Origin of the sequence: [Scytonema hofmanni] UTEX 2349 (assembly GCF_000582685.1) — a bacterium.
GTDB lineage: Bacteria > Cyanobacteriota > Cyanobacteriia > Cyanobacteriales > Nostocaceae > Hassallia > Hassallia hofmanni.
In genome coordinates, this window is sequence record NZ_KK073768.1 from 1,530,705 (window position 1) to 1,554,739 (window position 24,035).

21 protein-coding genes are annotated in these 24,035 nt (G+C 41.1%); 12 read left to right on the forward strand and 9 right to left on the reverse strand.

The window, feature by feature from the left end; all coding sequences use genetic code 11:
- The first annotated feature begins 35 nt into the window (after positions 1–35).
- The 11 genes from TOL9009_RS0112015 (at position 36) to TOL9009_RS0112060 (ending at position 14,482) form a co-directional block, all read left to right on the forward strand.
- Positions 36–2,207 (forward strand): tetratricopeptide repeat protein, encoded by a 2,172-nt coding sequence (locus TOL9009_RS0112015; protein WP_029633024.1) that lies wholly within the window; start codon positions 36–38, stop codon positions 2,205–2,207.
- Between the two features lie 332 nt (positions 2,208–2,539).
- Positions 2,540–3,313: a glucose-1-phosphate cytidylyltransferase gene (gene rfbF, locus TOL9009_RS0112020; protein WP_029633025.1), complete on the forward strand. Its 774-nt coding sequence runs from the start codon at positions 2,540–2,542 to the stop codon at positions 3,311–3,313.
- A complete protein-coding gene (locus tag TOL9009_RS38930; RefSeq protein ID WP_038296306.1) occupies positions 3,307–3,501 on the forward strand; it encodes a hypothetical protein in 195 nt (64 codons plus the stop codon). Before rfbF ends, TOL9009_RS38930 begins: the two co-directional genes overlap by 7 nt.
- A gap of 248 nt (positions 3,502–3,749) precedes the next feature.
- Positions 3,750–4,964 (forward strand): L-2-hydroxyglutarate oxidase, encoded by a 1,215-nt coding sequence (gene lhgO, locus TOL9009_RS0112025; RefSeq protein ID WP_029633026.1) that lies wholly within the window; start codon positions 3,750–3,752, stop codon positions 4,962–4,964.
- A gap of 144 nt (positions 4,965–5,108) precedes the next feature.
- A complete protein-coding gene (locus TOL9009_RS0112030) occupies positions 5,109–6,044 on the forward strand; it encodes a glycosyltransferase family 8 protein (protein ID WP_029633027.1) in 936 nt (311 codons plus the stop codon).
- Between the two features lie 90 nt (positions 6,045–6,134).
- Positions 6,135–7,163 (forward strand): NAD-dependent epimerase/dehydratase family protein, encoded by a 1,029-nt coding sequence (locus TOL9009_RS0112035; protein WP_029633028.1) that lies wholly within the window; start codon positions 6,135–6,137, stop codon positions 7,161–7,163.
- 232 nt (positions 7,164–7,395) lie between these two features.
- Complete coding sequence (locus TOL9009_RS0112040) at positions 7,396–8,364, forward strand: glycosyltransferase family 2 protein (protein WP_029633029.1); 969 nt, start codon at positions 7,396–7,398, stop codon at positions 8,362–8,364.
- 193 nt (positions 8,365–8,557) lie between these two features.
- Positions 8,558–9,115: a dTDP-4-dehydrorhamnose 3,5-epimerase gene (rfbC, locus tag TOL9009_RS0112045; RefSeq protein WP_029633030.1), complete on the forward strand. Its 558-nt coding sequence runs from the start codon at positions 8,558–8,560 to the stop codon at positions 9,113–9,115.
- A 236-nt stretch (positions 9,116–9,351) separates the two neighbouring features.
- Positions 9,352–10,665, forward strand: coding sequence for an NAD(P)H-dependent oxidoreductase (locus tag TOL9009_RS0112050; RefSeq protein ID WP_029633031.1), 1,314 nt, complete (start codon positions 9,352–9,354; stop codon positions 10,663–10,665).
- Positions 10,666–11,125: 460 nt separating this feature from the next.
- Positions 11,126–12,226: a glycosyltransferase gene (locus TOL9009_RS0112055; protein ID WP_029633032.1), complete on the forward strand. Its 1,101-nt coding sequence runs from the start codon at positions 11,126–11,128 to the stop codon at positions 12,224–12,226.
- Between the two features lie 24 nt (positions 12,227–12,250).
- Positions 12,251–14,482: a GumC family protein gene (locus tag TOL9009_RS0112060; RefSeq protein ID WP_029633033.1), complete on the forward strand. Its 2,232-nt coding sequence runs from the start codon at positions 12,251–12,253 to the stop codon at positions 14,480–14,482.
- 165 nt (positions 14,483–14,647) lie between these two features.
- Here the strand turns inward: TOL9009_RS0112060 and TOL9009_RS0112065 are convergent, their stop codons facing one another.
- The 9 genes from TOL9009_RS0112065 to TOL9009_RS0112105 all read right to left on the reverse strand — a co-directional run bounded on the left by TOL9009_RS0112065 (position 14,648) and on the right by TOL9009_RS0112105 (position 23,864).
- Positions 14,648–15,796, reverse strand: coding sequence for a glycosyltransferase family 4 protein (locus TOL9009_RS0112065; protein ID WP_029633034.1), 1,149 nt, complete (start codon positions 15,794–15,796; stop codon positions 14,648–14,650).
- On the reverse strand, positions 15,793–17,271 hold the full coding sequence (locus TOL9009_RS38935; protein ID WP_051502874.1) for a glucose-6-phosphate isomerase: 1,479 nt from the start codon (positions 17,269–17,271) through the stop codon (positions 15,793–15,795). Before TOL9009_RS38935 ends, TOL9009_RS0112065 begins: the two co-directional genes overlap by 4 nt.
- Positions 17,268–18,248 carry a glycosyltransferase gene (locus TOL9009_RS0112075; protein ID WP_029633035.1) on the reverse strand — a complete coding sequence of 327 codons (981 nt, stop codon included), beginning with the start codon at positions 18,246–18,248 and terminating at the stop codon, positions 17,268–17,270. Before TOL9009_RS0112075 ends, TOL9009_RS38935 begins: the two co-directional genes overlap by 4 nt.
- Positions 18,151–19,368 carry a glycosyltransferase family 4 protein gene (locus TOL9009_RS0112080; RefSeq protein WP_029633036.1) on the reverse strand — a complete coding sequence of 406 codons (1,218 nt, stop codon included), beginning with the start codon at positions 19,366–19,368 and terminating at the stop codon, positions 18,151–18,153. The genes TOL9009_RS0112075 and TOL9009_RS0112080 overlap by 98 nt, the downstream gene beginning before the upstream one ends.
- A 70-nt stretch (positions 19,369–19,438) precedes the next feature.
- Complete coding sequence (locus tag TOL9009_RS0112085) at positions 19,439–20,440, reverse strand: glycosyltransferase family 2 protein (RefSeq protein ID WP_029633037.1); 1,002 nt, start codon at positions 20,438–20,440, stop codon at positions 19,439–19,441.
- 9 nt (positions 20,441–20,449) lie between these two features.
- The gene (locus TOL9009_RS45520) at positions 20,450–20,572 is read right to left on the reverse strand and encodes a hypothetical protein (RefSeq protein ID WP_260675883.1); all 123 of its coding nucleotides are present in this window, start codon (positions 20,570–20,572) and stop codon (positions 20,450–20,452) included.
- A 78-nt stretch (positions 20,573–20,650) separates the two neighbouring features.
- On the reverse strand, positions 20,651–21,532 hold the full coding sequence (locus TOL9009_RS0112095; RefSeq protein ID WP_029633038.1) for a glycosyltransferase family 2 protein: 882 nt from the start codon (positions 21,530–21,532) through the stop codon (positions 20,651–20,653).
- On the reverse strand, positions 21,532–22,674 hold the full coding sequence (locus TOL9009_RS0112100) for a glycosyltransferase (protein WP_029633039.1): 1,143 nt from the start codon (positions 22,672–22,674) through the stop codon (positions 21,532–21,534). Before TOL9009_RS0112100 ends, TOL9009_RS0112095 begins: the two co-directional genes overlap by 1 nt.
- A gap of 5 nt (positions 22,675–22,679) precedes the next feature.
- Positions 22,680–23,864: a glycosyltransferase family 4 protein gene (locus TOL9009_RS0112105; RefSeq protein WP_051502875.1), complete on the reverse strand. Its 1,185-nt coding sequence runs from the start codon at positions 23,862–23,864 to the stop codon at positions 22,680–22,682.
- A 30-nt stretch (positions 23,865–23,894) separates the two neighbouring features.
- On the opposite strand from TOL9009_RS0112105, the gene TOL9009_RS47205 reads away from it, so the two are divergent.
- Positions 23,895–24,035 carry a hypothetical protein gene (locus TOL9009_RS47205; RefSeq protein WP_186227540.1) on the forward strand — a complete coding sequence of 47 codons (141 nt, stop codon included), beginning with the start codon at positions 23,895–23,897 and terminating at the stop codon, positions 24,033–24,035.

Below are 24,035 nucleotides of genomic sequence, written 5' to 3' on the forward strand. Positions count from 1 at the left end.
TAACTTAAAGAAACCACGTAAATTATAACTCTATCATGCAAGTTTTACGTTGTCTTACCAAGCAAGAAATCCTTAACCTCACCATTAGTCTAGGGCGAGGCGGAGAAGCTTGTATTTATGCTGTTCCAAGCGATGTCAGTTTAGTGGCGAAAGTTTATCACAAGCCAACTGAGCAACACGGTCGTAAACTTTTGGCAATGCTTGCCAACCCACCAGAAAACCCCACAGCTAGTTTAGATCATATTTCTATTGCTTGGCCCTATGAACCGCTCAAAGCAACAGACGGAAGCGATCGCATTGTTGGCTTTTTAATGCCGCGCATTCGAGGGATGCGTCCAGTCATCGACTTCTACAACCCCAGAACTAGGCGCGAACACTGTCCATTATTTAATTATCAATACTTGCTCCGCACGGCACGCAATTTGGCAGCAGCTTTTGCGGCTTTGCACAACAGCGGTTACTGCGTCGGCGATGTGAATGAATCGAATATCATGGTCAGCGACACAGCACTAGTGACGCTGGTAGATACAGATTCGTTCCAAGTGCGGGATGCAAATCAAAATATAATTTTCCGCTGTCAAGTTGGGAAACCAGAGTTTACCCCACCAGAACTGCAAAATAAAATTTTTGCTCAATACGATCGCGCGATCGCTCATGACTTATTTGGGTTGGGAGTACTCATATTCCAACTCTTAATGGAAGGTACACATCCATTTTCTGGTATCTATCAAGGTGCAGGGGAGCCACCCACCTACGAAGCACGCATTGCTCAGGGTCATTTTACATATAGTCAACAGCGCCGCGTCCCTTACACTCCTACCCCGATAGCACCAGCTTGGGAAACTCTTCCACCCAGCTTACAAGAAATGTTTGTTCGCTGTTTTGAGCATGGTCATAACAACCCAGAGATGCGTCCCAGCGCTCAAACTTGGCTGTTAGAACTAGCTGAAATCGAAAATGACCTGATTACCTGCACAGTCAACCCCCAGCACCGCCATAGCAGCCATCTGCACAAGTGTCCTTGGTGTGAACGTACCTTGCGCTTAGGCGGACGTGACCCCTTTCCATCACAGCAGGCAATAGAATCAAAACAACATCTACAACCGTACAGACAAACTCGACGCAGCACTACTGCAACACGCACCAACCTTTATCCAATTCCCACAAACCAGGTTAATTATCGGCAATTAATACAACAGCAAAAATATTCTTATCATCAACCTGCCAAGAAATCAAAATTTTACCCAATCGTTTTGTGCTTGTTGGGTTTTGGACTTTTGGGGTATTTGGACGTAATGATTAAATTTACTCGTCCCTTCGTTTCCCAAAATCAATATTCTCAACAAACCTTGATGTCTCGCAAAGAGCAAAGCAAAGATAATCTCACTTTTGAAGATTATTATAAACAGGGTCATGCCTTTTATAAAGTGCGAGACTATGAACAAGCACTGAGTAATTTTAGCCACGCAATCCAAAAAAATCCCACACACGCCAAAGCACATATTAACCGTGGCAATACCCGTTATAATCTGAAAGATTATGATGGCGCAGTTACAGATTATAGTCAGGCGATACAAATCAATCCTAATGAAATAAAGGCTTATGTAAATCGGGGCAATGCCCGCTATATGCTAGCCGAATATAGCAGCGATCCCGATAGAGATTACAACTTTGCCCTAGCAGACTTTAATAATGCCCTGCGTCTTAATCCTGATGAAGCTGAAGCTTATATCAGACGCGGTATAGTCCGTTCTCAACTTGCTAAATATAGTGGTGATTCTCAACAAGATTACCGCAAAGCAATTAAAGACTTTAATCAGGCGATCGCTTTAAATGCAGCCAAGTCAGAAGCTTACTTTCAGCGGGGTGTTGTTCGTTATCAAATTGGTCAATACAGCAGCGATTTCGATCAAGAATATAAACAAGCGATCGCCGACTTTAACCAAGCATTACGCATCGATTCTCGGAGTGCGAAAGTTTACCTCAAACGAGGTATAGTCCGCTACGAGCTTTCACAGTATGGCGGGAACAATTCTAATACAAATCACACACGAGCGATCGTCGATTTGCAGACATCTGCGAAAATTTTCCTTGAGCAAGAGGATATGGATAATTACCAACAAGCATTAAGCAGCATCTGCGTTGTTTTGGAAAACAAATGTGACACTTTTTTGGAAAACACAACTAGCTTGTTAAAAGGTAACTAAAAACTAAAAAATATCTTAACTAACAAGTAAATACTTTGTAATTAGAAAGAGCCAACCATTAAAAGTTAGCTCTTTCTAATAATACTTGATTTTTATTTTTATTGAAATTAAAATAATTTTTTTACATTTATTAATAACCATTTACAAACCTTTTTCATTTTTTTACAGATATTACAAGTTTATTTACCTTGTCTTCATACTTAAGACGGAAAATACGGTTAGATTTATTACTGAGAAAATTGACAATTAACTTTTTTTATCAGTTAAGTTGCTACGTTCTCAGTTTAGAGAAGTTTAAATACTCATTTACCTAACAATTCTGAGGTAATTGCATGAAAGCAGTGATTTTGGCTGGAGGACTTGGCACACGTCTGAGTGAAGAAACTAGCGTTAGACCCAAGCCAATGGTCGAGATTGGTGGTAAGCCCATCCTGTGGCACATCATGAAGACTTATTCGGCACACGGTATTGATGACTTTATCATCTGTTGCGGTTATAAAGGGTACGTAATCAAGGAGTATTTTGCCAATTACTTCTTACACATGTCAGACGTGACCTTTGATATGCGGTTTAACCAGATGAACGTGCATCGTGGCAATGCTGAACCTTGGCGTATCACCTTAGTCGATACAGGTGATAATACCATGACAGGCGGACGCTTGAAGCGAGTTGCAGACCATATTGATAATGAAACTTTTTGCTTCACCTACGGTGACGGTGTTAGCAACGTGAATATCACTGAGTTAATAAAATTTCACAAAGAACAAAAAACTTTAGGTACACTCACCGCAGTTCAACCAGCCGGACGCTTTGGTGCCATATCCTTAGGACAAGACCAAACTAAAATCAACAGCTTTCGCGAAAAACAAGATGGTGATGGCGCCTGGATTAATGGCGGTTATTTTATCCTAGAACCGGAAGTAATCAACTTGATTGGTGATGATTCTACCGTTTGGGAACAGCAACCATTAGAAAAGCTTGCAGAAATGGATCAGCTGTCTGCTTATAGACATCAAGGTTTTTGGCAACCGATGGATACTTTGCGCGATAAAAACTACCTCGAAGACCTATGGAAGAATAATAAGGCTCCTTGGAAGGTATGGTAGGCAAGATTATCAGTTATGTAGAGACGTTCCGGTGGAACGTCTTTACGCCGGTGGAACGTCTCTACGCCGGTGGAACGTCTTTACGCCGGTGGAACGTCTTTACAAGAAAGGCAGAAGTTCGAGGGCAGAAGGCACTTATGTTAGGAGTATCAATTAAAACTTACTTTGTGGGTTTAAAGCCCAGTTGAAACAAATAATTATACTCAAGATGGCTTGCACGGACGGTATAAAACGTCCTTGTTTCAATCCCACTATGAGTAAGGGTGGGTTGCCTTCTGCCTTCTGCCTCCTGCCTTCTGCCTTCTGAAGCCGGTGGAACGTCTCTACGGGGTTATAAATTAAGAATTTAACTTTTAACTCCCCACTCGAAAAATTGAAAAAAAATCTCCTGATTCATAAAATTTAAACTTTTGTAATTAAAGGTGCAAAAATACCAATGTATGATTTTGCCATAATAGGTGGGGGAATAGTTGGACTCTCTACAGCAATGGCTTTGGGCAAACGCTATCCCAATGCGCGAATTTTAGTTTTAGAAAAAGAGAGCAAATGGGCATTTCACCAAACCGGTAACAACAGCGGCGTCATTCATTCTGGTATCTACTACAAACCAGGAAGTTTCAAAGCTAAATTTTGCCGCGATGGTAGTCGCTCAATGGTGGAATTCTGCCAAGAGCATGATATTGCTCATGAAGTTTGCGGTAAAGTGATTGTTGCTACCGATGAACAAGAACTGCCTCGTCTCGAAAATCTTTATAAGCGCGGCTTAGAAAATAATCTACAAGTTAAGCGAATCACTGCCGAAGAAGTCAAAGAAATTGAACCTCATGTCACTTGCGTAGCTGGAATACAAGTATCTTCAACTGGTATTGCCAATTACAAGCAAGTTTGTTTAAAGTACGCAGAGATAATTGAAAAGCAAGGTGGAGAACTGCGTCTAAATACAAAAGTTGAGAAAATCTCCCGCAGTGGCAAAAATCAAGTACTGGAAACTAATAACGGTACTTTTGAAACTGGCTTTGTGATTAATTGTGCTGGGTTGCATAGCGATCGCATAGCCAAATTAGCTCAAGTCGATCCCCAAGCCAAAATAGTACCATTCCGGGGCGAATATTACGAACTTACACCAGAAAAGCGTTATCTTGTCAAGACTTTAATTTACCCCGTTCCCAACCCTGATTTTCCCTTCTTGGGCGTCCACTTTACCAAGATGATAGATGGTAGCGTCCACGCTGGACCCAATGCAGTTCTCAGCCTCAAGCGCGAAGGATACAAAAAGACAGATTTTGACTTGCGGGATTTTGCTGAAGTCATGACTTACCCAGGTTTCTGGAAACTAGCAGCAAAACACGCTGACGAAGGCATTCAAGAAATCATCCGCTCTTTTAGTAAAGCAGCCTTCACCAAAAGTTTACAAAAATTAATTCCTGAAGTCAGATCAGAGGATTTAGTTCCCTGCCATGCAGGAGTTCGCGCTCAAGCTTTAATGAACGACGGTAAACTAGTAGACGACTTTTTGATTGTTCAAGATCAAAATTCCGTCCATGTTTGCAACGCTCCTTCTCCTGCTGCCACTTCTTCACTGGAAATTGGCAAATCCATTGTTGCCCAAATTCCTGAACAGTCGCATCTAATGATGGCAGCAGTCAATTAATTTTTGATTACTTAGTTAGCATCTACCCAAGATTTGCCTGTACTAGCCAGGGAGCGCAGGCATTCTTTAATCAGCCGCTAGATAGGACAATCATCCATTTCTAGCGTTGTAGAATAAGCGAGTTAGTCATCAGGGATTTCCGTTATGTCCGTTTGCTCCAACAGTCAGCCGATTGTTCTAGTCTGTGCTGCCGATAATAACTATGCCATGCCCCTTGCAGTCACAGTTCGTTCTGCACTTACCAACATTAAAAGTAATCGAAAAATAGCCTTATTTATTATTGATGGAGGAATTAGTCAAGTCAACAAACGTAAGATTATCAAGTCACTAAACTCAGAACAAATCGATATTTCATGGGTACAGCCTGATAATACACTCTTTGAAGATTTAGTAGTGTCCAGACATCTAACAGTTAGTGCATATTATCGACTTTTTATTCCTGAATTATTACCACAAAAGTTTGATAAAGCTATTTATTTAGATAGCGACATGGTAGTAACAGGAGATTTAGAAGAGTTATGGAATATTGATGTTGGGGATAACTATGTATTAGCAGTACAAGACGATCACCAGTTGTATATATCGATTTCTGATGCCTTGGAAACCTATAACAAACTAGGGATTCCTCTTGACTATAAATACTTTAATTCTGGTCTTTTAGTCATGAATCTGGAAAAGTGGCGCTCTGAGAATATAGGCAAAAAAATCATTGAATGTATGAAGAGAGAACATTTGTCTAACGATCAGGATGGGCTAAATGCAGTTCTTGCAGGTAAATGGCAAGAACTTCATCCAAAATGGAATCAAATGCCCAGGATATATGAATATTCATCCTGGAAAGATAGTCCTTTTCCAGAACCTGTCTATAACGACCTGCTTCATCAGCCTCAGATCATTCACTTTAGTACTCTTCCTAAACCGTGGTATGCCGGATTGCGTTGCGAATGTACGCACCCTAAAAAAGATTTATTCTTCCGTTACCTTGACGTAACAGCTTGGTCAGGATGGCGAGATACAATCTGGAGAAGATTGGCTCGAAAATTCATGAAATTAACATCATTAAATACAGCAAAACTGTGAAAATATAATGATAGTAATTTTCTGGAATTATTTTTCCCTGGCAAAATTGTCAAAATAATCAAATTCATCAATCTATAGGAATTAAAAACCATGAAAATTCTTGTTACCGGCACTGAAGGTTATTTAGGTTCATTATTACCTCCTTTGTTAATCGAACGCGGACACGAAGTTCTCGGCGTAGACACAGGATATTATAAAGTGGGTTGGTTGTACAACGGTACCCAAGTAACAGCAAAAACTCTTAACAAAGATATCCGTAATATTACCGCCGAAGATTTGCAAGGTGTCGAGGCGATCGTTCACATGGCAGAACTCTCCAACGACCCCACGGGACAACTATCACCTACTATTACCTACGATATCAACCATAAAGGTTCTGTTCGCCTTGCCAAACTAGCCAAAGAAGCGGGTGTGCGTCGCTTTGTATACATGTCTTCTTGCAGTGTTTACGGTGTAGCTACAGAAGGTGATGTCACCGAAGAATCATCAGTGAATCCCCAAACAGCTTACGCAGAATGCAAAACCTTGGTAGAAAGAGATGTCAGACCACTCGCTGATGATGACTTCTCTCCTACTTTTATGCGAAATGCTACTGCCTTTGGTGCTTCCCCCAGAATGCGGTTTGATATTGTTTTAAACAACTTGTCAGGCTTGGCATGGACTACCAAAGAAATTAAAATGACCAGCGATGGTACACCTTGGCGTCCGTTAGTTCATGCGTTGGATATTTGTAAAGCAATTGTCTGCGCGATCGAAGCACCACGGGATATTGTACACAATCAAATTTTCAACGTTGGCGATACTACTAATAACTATCGAGTTAAAGAAGTCGCAGAAATTATTGCTAATGTTTTCACAGGTTGTAAATTATCCTTTGGTGATAGCGGTGCAGACAACCGCAGCTATCGAGTATCTTTTGAGAAAATTAACACCATCCTGCCAGGATTTAAGTGTGATTGGAATGCTCAACGTGGTGCTCAACAATTGTTTGATTTATTCAGCCAAATAGATATGACTGAAGAAACTTTCTTATCTAGAGGTTTCACCCGCTTGAAGCAGCTAGAATACCTAATTCGCACCCAGCAAATTGACCAAGATTTCTTCTGGGTGAAGAAATAGTTAGATATAGTGTTTTGCAGTTAAAAGCTGCTCTAAGGTTCCGGATCAAATATTATTTGATTCGGACTTCTCTTATCTACAAAGTATTTTATGGCAATTAAATCAGGGAAGAACGCTTGTTTTGATTAATTGGCTGAAAAAATTTCAAATCGGATCGTGATGAATGGGAGTGTTTATCTCCCTGGACAACTAATAAAATTAACACCGGACTTCATTCGATAAAAATTCAGCTATGAACAAATTACTCACAATCGCGATTCCTACTTACAATCGGGCAAAACTTTTAGAACAGCAACTAACTTGGTTAGCTAAAGCTATCAAAGGTTTTGAGTCTGAATGTGAAATTATTATTTCCGACAATTGTTCAACAGATAATACCCAAGAAGTCATAAAAAAATGGCAGCAAAACCTTAGTAATACCAACTTTATCGCTAATAGAAACACTGAGAATATTGGCGTAATGAAAAATATTGCTTATTGCATAAATGCAGCTACAAGTAAATACTTATGGACAATTGGTGATGACGACCCAATTGAGATTAATGCTCTGGGTTATGTGTTAGAGAATCTCAAACAATATCCAGAGTTATCCCTATTAATTCTCAATTTCTCTTGCCGGAGCGCAGAAACTGGACAATTGATTTATAATCGCTGTTTTAATGTTGACAATGAAGAAGTGTATGCCGATGGAAAAGCACTATTTGAATATTGTCTGGAGGAAAATCACGCTGGGGTAGGGTTTATGACTGCTCAAGTATACCGAACACAATTGGTACAGTCTGCTCTCAAGAAATGGTCATCTGGTTTAAATAACATGGAGGCACAAGTATACTGGACTGCATTCTGTGCCGCTTATGGAAGCGCAAAGGTCACGAAAGAAACCTATGTTCAAAATGCTTTCGGAGTTAGTTATTGGATGCGTGAACCAAAAGTATTGCTGAAGATGCAATATATTGATTTACCTGCATTATATGTAAAGCTGATCGAAATAGGATACTCGAATAAATTTTGTAGAAAATTGGTTTTGCAACATTTTTTAAAAAATAACTGGAGAGTTTTTCTTGGTTCTTTGAGAAGATGGCCCATCTTAGCAATCACTACAATAATTCCATACTTGGGTTTAGTAAGCGTATCTGCTTGGCAAATGATTTTGCCAAGCAGATTGAAACTGGAGCGCAGTAGTAACGATGCTATGACATAAAGATTCAGAAGATCGTCTACCCCCCCAAACGACCAGAACTTTGTACCCAATACTGATCGGAGTTACGCAAAGAATCTGATTTGGTTAAACTAGGTACGAAGTAGTATTTTCTCTGATAAAAACCTTTTTTCCTCAGAGAATTTTCGGAAATTACTCAGTTTCCTTTGTAGTAAATATTAAATCGAGGTTATCTATGATTTTTACCGAAACTGAACTCAAAGGCGCTTTCGTCATTGATTTAGAACAAAAACCAGATCACCGTGGTTTCTTTGCCCGTACTTTTTGCGCGAAAGAGTTTGAAGAACATGGCTTAAAGCCAACTGTTGCTCAATGCAACTTATCTTACAACCATAAAAAAGGAACGCTGCGGGGAATGCACTATCAAGTTTCCCCAGCAACCGAAACAAAATTAGTCCGCTGTACTCAAGGCTCTATCTACGACGTAATTATTGATATGCGTCCTGAGTCTCCGACATTTTTATCACATTTTGGCGTAGAACTCAGCGCAGATAACCGTCGCGCTTTATACGTTCCGGAAATGTTTGCCCACGGCTATCAAGCACTTACAGATGATGCTGAAGTTATATATCAAGTAGGTGAATTTTATACACCTGGGTATGAACGGGGTCTACGTTATGATGACCCATTTTTTAACATTCAATGGCCCGTTGATGTAACCGAAATTTCCGAGAAAGATTTAAATTGGCCATTGATGAAAATGATGAGCGTGGGAGGCACATCTTTAAGATAAGAGTATAATTGTTGACAATTCACCATAATGCACCTCATTAATAGTTAGTCAAATTGATTGAGGTGCAAATTCCAAGTATTTTTCTTGGCGGTGTTAGCGGAAACATTTATTTTTTATTAGAAAAATAAATGTTTGTATCTATTAAATCAATAGGTTTAAGTTGTTTCCCTTTCACAAAAACAACTTGCGAAAAAAACGCTAACAATAAACACGATTTGATGGAAGGAGTTTAATCAATGATTATTATAGATCGCGCCTTACAAGTACGTGCCGAGGCAGGTAAACCGGTTAAAGTAGCCATGATTGGTGCTGGCTTTATGGGTCGAGGAATTGCCAATCAAATTGCTAATTCGGTTCCAGGTATGGAGTTAGTTGCTATCTTCAACCGTCAAATTGACGCTGCCAAGCGAGCTTATTCGGAAGCAGGAATTGAGAATGTTCAAGTTGTTTCCACTGTAACTGAATTAGAAGACGCGATCGCCCGTGGTGAGTATGCTGTCACCGAAGACGCGATGTTGCTGTGTCAAGCTGAAGGCATTGATGCTTTAATTGAAGTTACAGGTGCAGTGGAATTTGGCGCGGCTGTGGTCATGGAAGCGATCGCCCATCGCAAGCACGTAATTATGATGAACGCTGAACTCGATGGGACAATTGGTCCAATCTTAAAAGTATACGCCGATAAAGCTGGCGTTATTCTCAGCGCTTGCGACGGGGATCAGCCAGGGGTGGAAATGAACCTTTACCGCTTTGTTAAAAGTATTGGTTTAACTCCTTTATTGTGCGGTAATATCAAAGGACTGCAAGACCCTTATCGGAATCCCACCACACAGGAAGCATTTGCCAAACGCTGGGGTCAAAAGGCTCACATGGTAACTAGTTTTGCTGATGGCACAAAAATTTCCTTCGAGCAAGCGATCGTTGCCAACGCTACAGGAATGACAATTGCCAAGCGGGGAATGTTGGGATATGACTTTGCAGGTCATGTCGATGAAATGACCAACATGTATGATGTTGAACAGCTTAAAGAATTAGGCGGTATCGTCGATTACGTAGTTGGAGCAAAACCAGGTCCAGGTGTATTTGTATTTGCAACTCACGACGATCCCAAGCAACGTCACTACCTCAACTTGTACAAATTAGGTGAAGGTCCTCTCTACAGCTTCTATACTCCTTATCATCTGTGTCATTTTGAAGTTCCACTATCCGTTGCGCGTGCTGTCTTGTTCCAGGATGCTGTCATGTCCCCCATCGCCGGTCCCCTTGTGGATGTAGTCACCACCGCTAAAATCGACCTGAAAGCTGGAGAAACCCTGGATGGCATTGGCTACTACATGACCTACGGTCAATGTGAGAAGTCGCAAATTGTCCAAGAGCAAAACCTATTACCAATTGGTTTAGCCGAAGGATGTCGCCTGAAACGAGATATTTCTAAAGATCAAGTTCTCACCTACGATGATGTAGAATTGCCATCAGGCAGACTTGGCGATAAACTGCGAGGAGAGCAAAATGCTTACTTCGCTACTGGAAAAACCCTGGCAGCAGTCGGGTAATATCTTGAATTGAAGTGACAGTAGTGACAAGTATTTATGTAAAGCAATCAAAATTGTCAACAATCTGCGATAAAAATTAGTATAAGTTGAGCAATTACCTTGGATGCTAATATCATCATGAAGAGGGGGAAAGGGTTATTTTAAGAGGGGAAAAGGTTAAAAAGACTCATAGTAAAGGGTAGGAGTTATTTGAAATTAGTCGATTGGTCTTGAATTACTTCAACATTTCCTCTTTTTTCCTTTCCCCCATAAATACAACGTTCACTGCTGTCATTGTTACATTTAAGTATTACTACATATAGATAATTGTTTTTTTCATAAAGAAAAAATCCTTTTTGGAAATATTCTGATAAAGAAACAGGCGTGGGATAGTAACTTCTACTGATAAACAATAAAATTATTTTTAGGAACTAACTGCTGAAGATTTAAATAAGCTTTAAATAAACTTTAGGTAAAATTTATGAAAATTGCTCTAGTCCATGATTACTTAACCCAGCGCGGTGGGGCAGAGCGCGTGTTTGAGTTACTGTGTAAGCGCTACCCGGAAGCTGACATTTTCACATCATTGTACGATCGCCAACAAACTATTGATTTAGGCGATCGTATAGTTAACACAACTTTCTTGCAAAGCATTCCAGGTGCAGCCAAGTATTTCCGCTTAATGGCTCCTTTTTATTTTCCTGCCTTTCGAGCCTTAGACCTGCAAGACTACGATCTCATCATCAGTAGTAGCACCAGCTTCGCCAAAGCAGTAAGAAAAAACCCAAAAGCACGCCACATTTGCTTTTGTCATAATGTTACGCGTTTTTTGTGGGATACAGAAACTTATTTACGCGAGTATGGAGACTATCGATATTTTGCACCTTTAATCGAACAAATTTTTGGAGTAATGAGAAAGGTAGACCTGATTTATGGACAGGAACCTGACCTTTACATTGCTAATTCTACTGTTGTAGGTCGTCGGATTGAAAAAATTTACAAGAAAAAAGCTATTGTAATTAACTACCCAATTGATACCAAAAAGTTTGTTTATTCAGATATAAAAGAAGAATATTATCTTGCCTCAGCCCGGATGATCAGCTATAAACGTCTTGATATAGTAGTTGAAGCTTTCAATTGGCTGGGGTGGCGATTATTAATATCAGGGGACGGTCCAGAACAAGAACGGTTAAAATCCAAAGCATTAGATAATATTGAGTTTTTGGGGCATGTACCTGATGCACGACGCACTCAGTTGTTTTCTAAAGCTACGTCTGTTATAGTGGCAGCTTTAGAAGATTACGGCTTAGTTCCAGTAGAGGCTAATGCTAGTGGAACACCAGTCATTGCCTATGGAGCAGGTGGGGTATTAGATACTCAGGTACCTGGAAAGACAGGAGTCTTTTTTAAGAGACAAACACCCGAATCTCTACAAACCGCACTACTAGAAGCCAGGGAAATCAATTGGGATTATGCCGACATCCGCAATCATGCTGTGACACATTTTTCGGAAGAGGCATTTTTTAATCAAGTAGAGCAAGTTATTGACCAAACTTGTAGCCTACATCCATCATTCATTTAAACTGTTAGCTGAGGGATAGTAAACGTGATTCAAACTAGTAGTCTAAATCCCAATGTAAATCCAATTGCTGAAACAGAACCAGGTTATGGACAACTGTTTGCAGTTTTAATCAGGAGATTTCCTTGGTTTTTAGTAGTATTTATGACTTCGGTAGGCGTTGCACATTTTTTAACTTCTAAAACAGCACCTACCTACAAAAGCAGTATGCAGTTGCAGATAGAACCTAACTATCAGGGTACCCCAGAAGGAGGTGGAGCAGAAAATAAGTTTACTGAGTCTAATGTTAAGATAGACGTCGCAACTCAGTTGAACCTGATGAAGAGTTCTGGACTTCTTGAAAAAGCAGTTAATAAACTTAAACCTGATTATCCTGATATAACTGTAGGTGAAATTAAAGGCTCTTTATTTCTGGAGCAATTAAGAGGAAAAGAAGATAATATCGCTACTAAAATTTTCCAAGCAGACTACACTACTACAGATCCAGTAAAGACAAAAAAAGTTCTAGATGCTGTTCAGAAAGTTTATTTAGAATATAACATCCAACAGCAGGATCAGCGTTTAAGAAAGGGTCTGAGAAACATTAAAGAAGAGTTAAAAAAAGTACGTGAAGACCTGACAGTCTCTGAGAGAAAATTACAACAGTTCCGCAGTACCGAGAAATTTATCGACCCAGAGCAACAGGCTAGAGCTTTAGAAGAAGATTTGAACAGAATTGTGCAGGTACGACGCGACACTCGTTCTCTGTATGAGGAAACTTTGGCTCGGCAAAAATCTTTAGAAGAACAACTTAAGCGTACTCCACAGAATGCCCTAGTAGCTTCGCGTCTGAGTCAGTCTACTCGCTACCAAGGGTTACTCAACGAAATCCAAAGAACAGAACTGGCTCTAGGGCAGGAACGCTTGCGTTTCACGGATGAGACTCCCAGCGTCCAAAAACTGATAGAACAACTTCAAACCCAGAAGCAATTATTGCAACAAGAGGTCGGACGGACTTTAGGGGGTAGCACTCCTACTGTCAGTCCTGCTGGAGATAGTTTATTACAACAAGGACAGCTTAGTGCAATTGACCTCAACCTTGCCGGTCAGCTAGCAGAAACACAAACAAATATAGTTGCTTTAAGAGCTCGCGATCAAACACTGCTACCAAAAGAGACTCAGTTGCGTGAAGAACTCAAACGCTACCCAGCTTTATTGGCTGAGTACAATCGCTTACAACCGCTGATAGTACTTAGCCGTCAACGTTTGCAAGACCTTTTGAAATCTGAGCAAGAATTGCGACAGGAACTTGACAAAGGTGGATTTAATTGGGAAGTTGTGGAAAAACCCCAGGAAGGGGAGCGGACGGGTCCCAACTCTCAGCAAAATCTTTTATTGGGTGCAGTGGTAGGGTTAATGTTGGGAGGAATTGCTGCCTTTGTTCGGGAAGCAAGTGATGATTCTGTTCATACTACTGCTCAGTTGGAGAAGCAGGTTTCCTTGCCGTTGTTGGGAACTACTCCTAAGTTGCCACCAGCCAAACCCAGAGAGTCAGTGATCAAGTTGCCTTTTGGCAAGCCAGAAGTACTAGCTCCTTGGACAATTCAGGTGCTACAATCTCCACCGCGTTGGGAATCGCTGGATCTGATTTATAAAAATATTGAACTGGTAAATTCTGTTGCTTCGTTCAAATCTTTGATGATCACTTCGGCTTTGCCGGATGAGGGTAAGTCAGCATTAGCATTGGGTCTAGCGATGAGTGCTGCCCGTTTACACAAAAGAGTATTGTTAATTGATGCAAACTTACGCGATCCCAGTCTGCATAAACAACTTAATCTGCCAAATGAACAGGGGCTTTCATCTCTGCTGGCAAGTGATATTGCTCTACCCAACCAAATTAGTATTCAATCTTCAGGTTCATCTTACATTGATATTTTGACCGCAGGACCTTCCCCTGGCGATCCAGCTAATTTATTGAGTTCCCCCCGCATGATGCAATTGATGGCAGCATTTGAGGAGAACTACGATCTAGTACTCATTGATGCTTCTCCGGTTCTGGGCATGGTGGATGCTATACTCACAGCATCATCTTGTCGCAGCGTGGTCATGGTGGCAAGTATTGGTAAGGTAACTCGAACTCAACTGACACAGGCTACAACGATGTTGAGCAAGTTAAATTTGGTTGGGGTTGTTGCAAATGGAGTATCTAATTCTAGCAGTACCTACGTACCCTATGTAAAGCCACAACGATTGGCGTTGAAAGAAGCTATAGAAAAATAGGTAGGTATTATCTTTACAAATGGGCGTTTTGCTTCACCCTAGAGGTACATGCGTAAAACCCAAAACCATGTAAAGACGTTCCGCCGGAACGTCTCTACGTGTATTTAATCACAACACAATCTGCTGTAAGTTATTTATTAACGTCTGCAATATGCCTTATTTTGTCTAAGTTAAAGGCAACTCAGTATTAACTTGAGAAACATTTGGCACCGCAGAGCGAACCGCATTTATAAAGTTTTCGGCGTAACGTTGGGTAGAAAAATCGAGGGCACGTTGTCGCGCTGCGACTGCGGCATTACGGGCAAATTCTTGGTCGTCAAGATAACGGAGAATTGCGATCGCTAATGCATCAAAGTCACCGTAAGGCGTTAGCAGTCCATTTACACCGTCAGTAATTATTTCAGTCGGTCCGCCAACATTGCCAGCAATCACGGGTTTGCCTAATGCCATCGCCTCAATAACCACCAAACCAAACGGCTCGTTATCAGAGGCATGAACAAATACATCCATCGCCTGCATCCATTCTGGCACATTGCGCTGTAGCCCAACTGTCAGAACGCGATCGCTTAAGTTCAACGCGGTTATTTTCTCTTTTAAGAAATCTTCATAATCCGGTTCCAAGTCATGCTTACCCCCAACAACCACACAATGGGCATCGGGATACTTCTGCAAGACTTTCGGCATTGCCTCCACAACAACGTGCATTCCCTTCCAGCGTTGCAATCGTCCGACAATTCCAATTAAAGGTCCATGCAACGGCAAACCCAGCTTTGAGCGCATCGTGGCTGGAGTTGGCAGAATAGCTGGATCGAAGCGGTCTAGCGCCACCCCTGGATGCACTAAATATACTGGGGTTTTCGGTAAAATTTGTGACTGCGCCTCTTGAATAGCTTTAGTAATAGTAACTACACCACACGCAGGCATCAAATTGACCAGCCGTTTTAAAAAGCTTTTATTATCTGGAATTTCCTGCTGATACCACATTGCAGGGATGCCAGCCAGCAGCGCTGCCAGTCCTCCGGTGAGGTGGGACAGCCACATCCAGCTGATGATAACATCTACACGTTCGCGCCTGATTATAGAAGCGATCTTGGCTGCGGTGGCGACTAAACGATGTAATTCCCGTACACGACTACCAAGGACAACTATAGTGGAAATACCAAGCGATCGCACTTGCTCTACCAACGGACCATCTTCGTTAAAAATTACCAGCCACTCTACATCCCCATGTCGTCCTTGTTGCAGCAAGTCCCAGAAAGTCATTTCACTTCCGCCGCGTTGTTCAGCCAGTGGCATTATAATAGCAACTTTCATGTACTAGACCTCTGATTCAGTGCAGCCACGCTTTGATATTGATTAGACGTAGTAATCCCTTGATGCTGATAGTATTTATGCCCTGCCATAGCCATAGCCAAAAATCCCCAAAGAATCATGCCTGCAATACTCAGCATTCCGCTACCAATAATTAGCTGACAAAAGGCACTAACACCAACTGCGCGGGCAACACTCATAAAACTGTCGAAACGGGACTCTGTATACTGTGAAACTTGATACAGCATCAAAATTAGCCCACTTAGATAAGGGATGGCTCCAAACCAGCCGATGGTGAAAAACGTATCTAAAATGCCGCTGTCAATGACAAATATTTCTATTCGACCAGTTTTTTCGTCTACTTTCAAACTACTTCCAAACCCATTACCCAGAGTGTTAGAAAGGGCTATACTCAGGTTTCTGTCATAGCTGCTCGATCTATCCCTAAAGCTGCTATCTTCTTCAAGATTGCTAAGACTTTCAAAACGAGTTGCTAAAACGGTGGAAATTGGCTCAATAGTCAGCAATGGCGCGACACAGACTACCATCACCAAAAGTATAACAATTAAGCGCATTTGAATCCGCGCCTTTACCGAACCTAAAATCATAATCATTCCTAATAACCATCCCCCCCAATTGGTACGTGTTTGTGCAAGTAAGAACGACACGTAGCCAAATGCTGATGCAGGAAGAATTAAAGGTCCAGTTCTGGTGAACAATAAGAGCAAACCAGCCTGCATTGTGGCACCAAACGGACCAATTGAGTGCATTGTACTCCACACGCGCATTCCAAAAGGTACAGGGTTTCCAGAACTACTAGTCTGTTTTGATTTTACCAGCCAGTACGTGTCCCAATCAGGAGCTATCACGAATTGATATATCCCGTAAATTCCTAAAATCAGTACGCACCAGAGAAATGTGCGCTGAAAGTTTTGGCGATAACTAGGATAATCTCGCCAGTTAATAAATAAGTGAAAACCGAAGAGGAGGGGAATCAACCAGTCCAGGAGGTTGCGTGCTACAGGAACCGGTGGGTTCTGAACTATCCCAACAAGAAAGCCATAGAACACCCCTGCAAAAGCCAAAATAAAAGATAAGGCACCTTGACGATAGGCACTAGGAAGATATCGTAATAAGGTGCCGATGCTAACAAACACCACTAGATAAGGTGCTACAAGCATCTGACGAGTATCGTCCCAGCCAACCTTCAAGTCAACTAAGCGGGTAAATAACGGCGAGAGAAACCACATCCACCACGTAAAGCCTAGATAAAGAATGGGATGCCGCAAGTAGAGGAACACGGCTGTAATCAAAGCTATTATCGGATAGATTAGGCGCAGGCTGGCAGCCGGACCAAGGTAGAACGCTAAGGAAATTAGTAAAAAGCAAAAAATTACGATCCAACCCTGTAGCGATCGCTCTTCTGGAGAATAACTTTCTTTCAAAAAGGGATTAAAAAGTATCTGGTTGGAAGTCACTGTACATCTCCAGGGTGCAGGTAGTTTGTTGAGAAGTTTTTCGTCTTATAGTGCTGTTGCCATGTCTGCCAACCCTGAATTCGTCCCTGTATAGATGCCAGCCACTTCTGCCCCGCCAATTTTCCTTCAGTGGGTAGCAACCGCAACCACTGTACAAAACCTAGCGCTCTTCGCGTACCGATTAATATTGCCCAAACCACAAATATAATACGTTGTACTGATGAAAAGTATTCTAGTAAAGCTAGGGTTTCATTATGTACGGCATTACTCCAAGCGATGTTATTAAAATTATCTCGCTGGTCTTCATCAAAACGCTCTGCGGGATAGTGATCCACTGCGACTAACGGATCGAAAATAATTTTCCAACCCGCTCGTCTCAACGGCAGGGTGAATGCCAATTCAAAATGTGCTTGGGCACCAGTACCTAGCATCCGCTCATCATAGCGCATTCCTTTCAGGGCGCAAAGGCGAAAACCCATGTTCACTCCCTTAAGTACGTCTACCTCGCGAGCCGGTCCCACACCCAAGTGATGATTGCCAATCACCCGTCCAAACCACTGCACCCGACCGACACTGAATTGATCGCCTACTTCCTTTATTTGCTCCCCTATGTACTGCCAGTCGCGTCCACCCACAGCCCCGATGCTGCTATCTGACAAAAAGTAAGCTTCCATGCGTTGCAGCCAATCAGGGTGTGGTGCTGCATCGTCGTCGGTTGTGGCAACGATATCCCCCTGTGCAAGATCCAAACCTGCATTCATGGCTGCAACTACTCCCGGTACTTTCACCGTTACGGTGCGTAGTGGCAGTGATTCCGGGTTAAAGCTTTGGAAAAATGTCCAAGTTTCCGCATCAGTATCACGCACCACTACCAATACTTCATCTGCTTGACGAGTTTGCTTTTTCAGCGCTTCCAGGCAACGCACCAGGTCTAGAGGTCGGCGATAGGTCGGTATGAGAACGGTGATACTGGTCATTTACTAACTCCTCAAATAAATCTACATAGCTTTGAGCCTTACTAGTCCAAGTATTTTGTTCTGCGATGATGCGGGCAGCTTGACCCATTTTTTCCCTAAGATGGCGATCGCTTTTTAAAATATTCAGTGCTTCTGCCAAACCGTTGGCATCATCGGAGTCTGCTAAAACAAATCCACAATCTGGTGTGACTATTTCTGCACCCCCTGCTGTAGTTGCGGTAATTACGGGTAGTCCTGATGCCATTGCTTCCATCATGACTAAGGTGCAAGCTTCGTAACGTGAGGGAAATACGAATACATCCGCTGCTTGCATAAGTTGGGCAATGTCGCGCCGAAATCCCAAAAAGTGTACTCGCTCACTTAAGGAAAGGGACGCTGCTAGCTCAGGATAAGGACTACCGGCAGTATCACCCGCAACTGCCAAGTGTACATCCGGAACTTGTACTAAGGCATGTAATACTGTGTCTAAGTTCTTGCGATTGGTACGGATATCCCCGGCGAAAAGGGCTAGAGTTACATTTTCTGGTAGACCTAATTTTTGTCGGTCTGTGGCACCTGGAACAAATTCTTCCACATCCACACCATTCAAAATCACGCGAATGCGATCGCTTTCGATTCCTAAGTCTTCTACCAATTCATTTTTGATTTTCTCAGATACTGCCACTGACACTTTCGCTTGACGAAATGCCTTTTTTTCCCAATAGCTGTTTAAATTTGTGTAGAGCCAATGGTAAAAACCATAAATATTACGGTTGACTCGTGATGTGTGTACAGGCGATCGCAACCAAGAAGTGTGTACAAATTGTGATGTATTTACGTCTCCTTTCTCCGAAGTAATCGCACCGTACACTTGTACTAAATCAAATTCATGGCGATGTTTACGCAACCAAGAAGCGCTTGCCCTGGAAAACATCATTTCCCGCACAAGTTGCGTTGGATAACCTTCGACGGAAAAATAAACCCAATTAACCTGGCTATTTTCTTGTAATTCTGGAGCTACTTTTCTGGCTACTAAAGTGACATGATGTCCGCGACGAATCGCTTCCCAGACAATCTCATAGTTTGCCCGACCTTGACCATCACCTTTAATTACATATGGCGTAACTATACAAAGTTTCACAAACCACCTTCCTTTTAATTTAATTGATCCCAGCGCAGTTTTTTACAAACTTATAAATTTCCAACTCTCATCAACTTAATTGTTTTTCTCCTCCTAATAATTGATTGGCTAAAGGTTGCGGAATAAAGCTTATTATAAGTGCTACTATAGATCGCAAATTAAACTTTTGTTCGTTAAACACACGCCAAAGATAAGGACGTGCTTCTGGTATTTTTTTAGTTCGCATCAAACCAATAGCCAAAGTTGTATTAGCTTCTAACCATTTTTGTTTAAAGTATGACTTAAACTCTTTTAATTTGCTATCTTCCATAAACCGCTCATAACAAAATATTTCGTTTTGTGCTTTCCGAATTTTTATTTGAGCATCTCGACTACCACTTAGCATAGTATCAGTTTGCTCATGAGCACGATAACGAGTTAGTCGTTCTGGATAATAATAAGTTCCATGACCAGATATAGAACACATGTATGCCAGATATATATCCCACATACCGCCAACTTCAGGAGGAATACTATCCCAATCAACAAAGTCATTGCGAATCACACAAGCTGCGGCAGTAGGTATACTTTTATCTATTAACCCGATTTGGACTAAATTTTGATGAACTCCTTGTGCAAGCTGGTCACGTTTATAATAGCGTGTATTTCCTTCAGTACCAGCATAATCAATTACGCCATCTGCATCTATAATGTATTGATCGCAAAAAGCTAAAATTAAATCTGGATGTTCTTCTAACGGCGGAATCAGCTTTTCTAAAAAGTCTTCGTTCCACATGTCATCGTCATGGAGACTAGCTACGTATTTTCCTCGTGCCATTTTGAATGCGTGCATTTGATTAGCAAACATTCCGACATTTGTTGGCTGTCTCCAAAATCGAATGCGTGAATCATCAAAAGATTCAACTATTGCTTGAGTATTTTCTGTACTGCAATTATCAGAAATGATAATTTCAATGTTTTGATAAGTCTGCTGGACAGCACTAGCGATCGCCACTTGAAGATACTCTGGTCGATTATAAGTGGGTATAACAACACTGACTAAAGGTTTGTTTAATTTAATATCCACAAACATTTTTACACCTTATATATATTCGGCGATAATTATGTAATCGGCAAACTGACTAGTGACAGACAAAAAGCGATCAACAATCCATGCTTCATTCTTAACAGGAGTCATTACTACAATTTTCGCAATTTTGTTCATAGTCATTTATTCGTAGTTTCTCGTCTGAAGAAATGAAAAGTTATTAACATACTAAAATTAAGTTTTATTTGCTGCTTTTTATATAGAGATGCTGGTATCGGAGTTAGCAACATTTGTGGATTCAATACGCCAAAGATGTTTAAAAAGTAAAGGAACGCCGACAAGTAACGTCATCAACTCTATTAAGACGCTTTTTAATTTTCCTTTAAGTAAGTTATTAAGAAGCAATCCGATGGTATATTTGGCAAAAAAGAAGGTTATATCGAGGGCATTTTCATGACCATTAGCTCTTTTATGTTTGTTCATATGATATGCATTAGCAGCAGATCGCTTAGGAATGGCTGCTATTGCCTGTTTTAAGGAAATTAACCTTACTGGGTGGTCAACCCGGGCATTCGGTACAAAAGAAATCTTTGTAAGTGCTGACAAGCGTTGTTGTAGATCGACATCTTCACCGAGAGCTAAAGAATAATTACTATCAAATCCGCCAATTTCTTCAAATAGCGATCGCTTGACTGCAATATTGGCAGACCAAAAACATCCACCAGTCAGATTAACAGGACACTCACACAAATCCTGATTGCGATCGCCTAAGGGATGAATTGCCCCCTCTAAAGCCAGAGACTCACCTTTAATAGCTTCTGCATAGCCACTTAACCAATTTGGATTTGGCAAGCAATCATCATCTATAAAAGCCAGCCACTCACCTTGAGCATACTTAGCACCATTGTTTCTGTTACTTGCTGGACCTTTCCTTGGACCTGCAACCCATTTCACCCAAGGATAATGCTCACGAATCATCTCCTCTGCAGTTGTTTTATAGCCGTCATCACTAACGATTACTTGGTACTTATCTGCTGGAAAGGTTTGAACCCCAGGTGCTAGAAGATCCAAGCATTTTGCCAGCAAATCATTGCGATGGTAGGTAGGAATAATCACACTTATCATAAACTGGTTCATTAGCGTTTTGTCTCCAAAAAAGTGGTTAAAAGACTTTGCCCAAATACTTGTCTAGAAAACAGCTTATTAGCTCTTTCCCAAGCAGCAGTTCTTAGAGATAGCAAATCACTATCAAGTAGATCAAAAACCTTTTCTCTGAAGTCTTCTTCTGAAGATAAAGAGTAAAAAACTCCGGAATCGCCAATAATTTCATCAAAGGGTGATATTTTTGGCGCAACAACACTCAAGCCTTGACTCATTGCTTCTACAAGTACGTAGCCCCAGTCATCAAGACACGAACCCAATAGAAATACATCGTGTTCAGTCATTAATTCTTGCAACTGACTTCTAGGTGCAAATCCTTTAAATTCTGCGGGGAAGCCGTCAGCACACACCCATTCCTTGAAAGGATCACTTGCGTTTCCAACTAAAGTCAAACTAAATTTTTGATGAATTCCAGATTTGAGGGCACCAATCATCCAGGCAACTCCTTTTCTTGATTCCTCTAACGATTGTGCCGCGATTAACAATTTGGGGAGGTTCTGGTCATGCTTGCAAGGCTTTGCTGTACTAATAAAAGTTCCTGGATAAATAACACGCGCTTTCACACCTTGAGAAATTAACTCACTACCCATTTTTTGCGACACTGGCAAAACCGAAGTAGCACTTCTATAAGAACGCCAATCTTTCCGCCACCATCCGACATTAAGGATGAATTCTCTCACCCAATTTATTAAACTTTTACCTTTGGCGAATTTACTAATCTTTAATATGTAGCCTTGCAAGGAAGTTGGGTATGCCCATCCGACAACGTACTGAGGCACATTCACCCGTGGATCTTCTAAATTAGATTGATTCAAGAAATAAGCAGATGGTGTAATGCTTTGTTGTTGCAAATGTTTGTGTAACTCGTAAGTAAAGCCAGAAGAATTTGAAGAAAGACCGTTAAACTCGCGGGCAATGCGTGCAATAATATTCTTACTTGTAACCTCTTTTGACTCTGGGTTAAATCGGATAATATCAACCCCAGGAGTGCCTGGAAGTTTAACTTCATTGGCACAAATTAGTAAAACAGGTTGACCTAGCTCATGAAGAGCATGTGCTGCTTCCCAGCACCATGATGCCATCCCGTTATAATTATATAAATATGCAACTACAAACATATAGGTTATGTGTTTACATTGTGAATTAAATTGACATAATCTAAGCCTAATTTGTCCCAACTAAAGCGATTGTAGGCAGACTCATGACGTCTTTGGCGCTTAGAGACATCCTGAGATTCTTGTAGGGCTTGGGGTATTAAAGAAGCTAAATTCCCTGGGATCTCAAAATTATCTAAATACTCATTGTTACCCAATACAAAACGGATAACTTTATGCTCGTGAGCAAGACAAGGCAAACCATGAGACATTGCCTCTAAAAATACACGTCCAAACCCTTCCCCTAAAGAAGCTAAAACAAAAGCATCAGCTATTTTGTAGTAATTTGCCATTTCTTTTTGAGGGACAGTTCGTACCTGAAAGTTTTCAGCACCTAAGAGTTGATTACCAAGGTTGATAATTTCTGGTGAGTCTGAATTTTGTTGACCTAGTAAGAGAAGATAGGGACGTGGTTCAGGCAAACTCGCAATCTCACGAATCACGTAATCCATGCGTTTATGATTTTTACTGATAACTCCAACCGAGACAATCAAAGGACGCTTCTCAGGCAATTTCAGTTTATGGCGTAAAGCTTCTCGTTCATTGGGTGTAAGTATTTGCAATTGAGAAGACATCTGGATACCATAGGGAACTAAAGTTTGTTTCTCTGATGGTTGTCCGGCTTCTAATGCATTTTGTAAATGAATAGGAGCTAGTTGCTGTACATGATCCCAGCGGGGGAAAGGTGGAAGTATTGGACCACCGTTGGAAAATAAAAGTTTGTAATTTTGCTTACTCAAGCGGCGCCAGTACCAAAGCAAATTACCTAAATTTTCATCACTAAAGAAAATAACATCTGGTTTCTTAGTTTGGATGTGAGGCACAAGGCTCAAGAAAAATGTTATTTGTTCAATAAAATATCCTTCACCTCTACGAAATAATATTTCTGTAATATCTCCTAAGAATATGGCGAATTTATCATCACGTCTTAGGTTCCACAAAACAATTTCTTTTTCCGAAGAGTCTCCACCACCTTTAAATAAGGTAATATCAAGGGTAGGTTCTTGGGATAAAGCATCAAAACATTCTTGAGTAAAAGATTCATATCCTCGCTTTACATGACCAAGACCTGAACATACAATAAAAATTTTGGTGATTTTATTATCTTTATCTAAAGTTACTGTAGAGGTGTTTTTTCTAGTTTTTAATATCATATTTCTACATTCCTCAAAAACTTTGCCGGATTGCCAACTACTATTATTTTTTCTCCAACATCCTTGGTAACTACACAAACCAGCACCGACTATCGGGCGATCGCCGATGCTGCCACCATACTGGCATCTAATCAAACAATCAATCTATATTCAGATTACAGTAGTTTATAG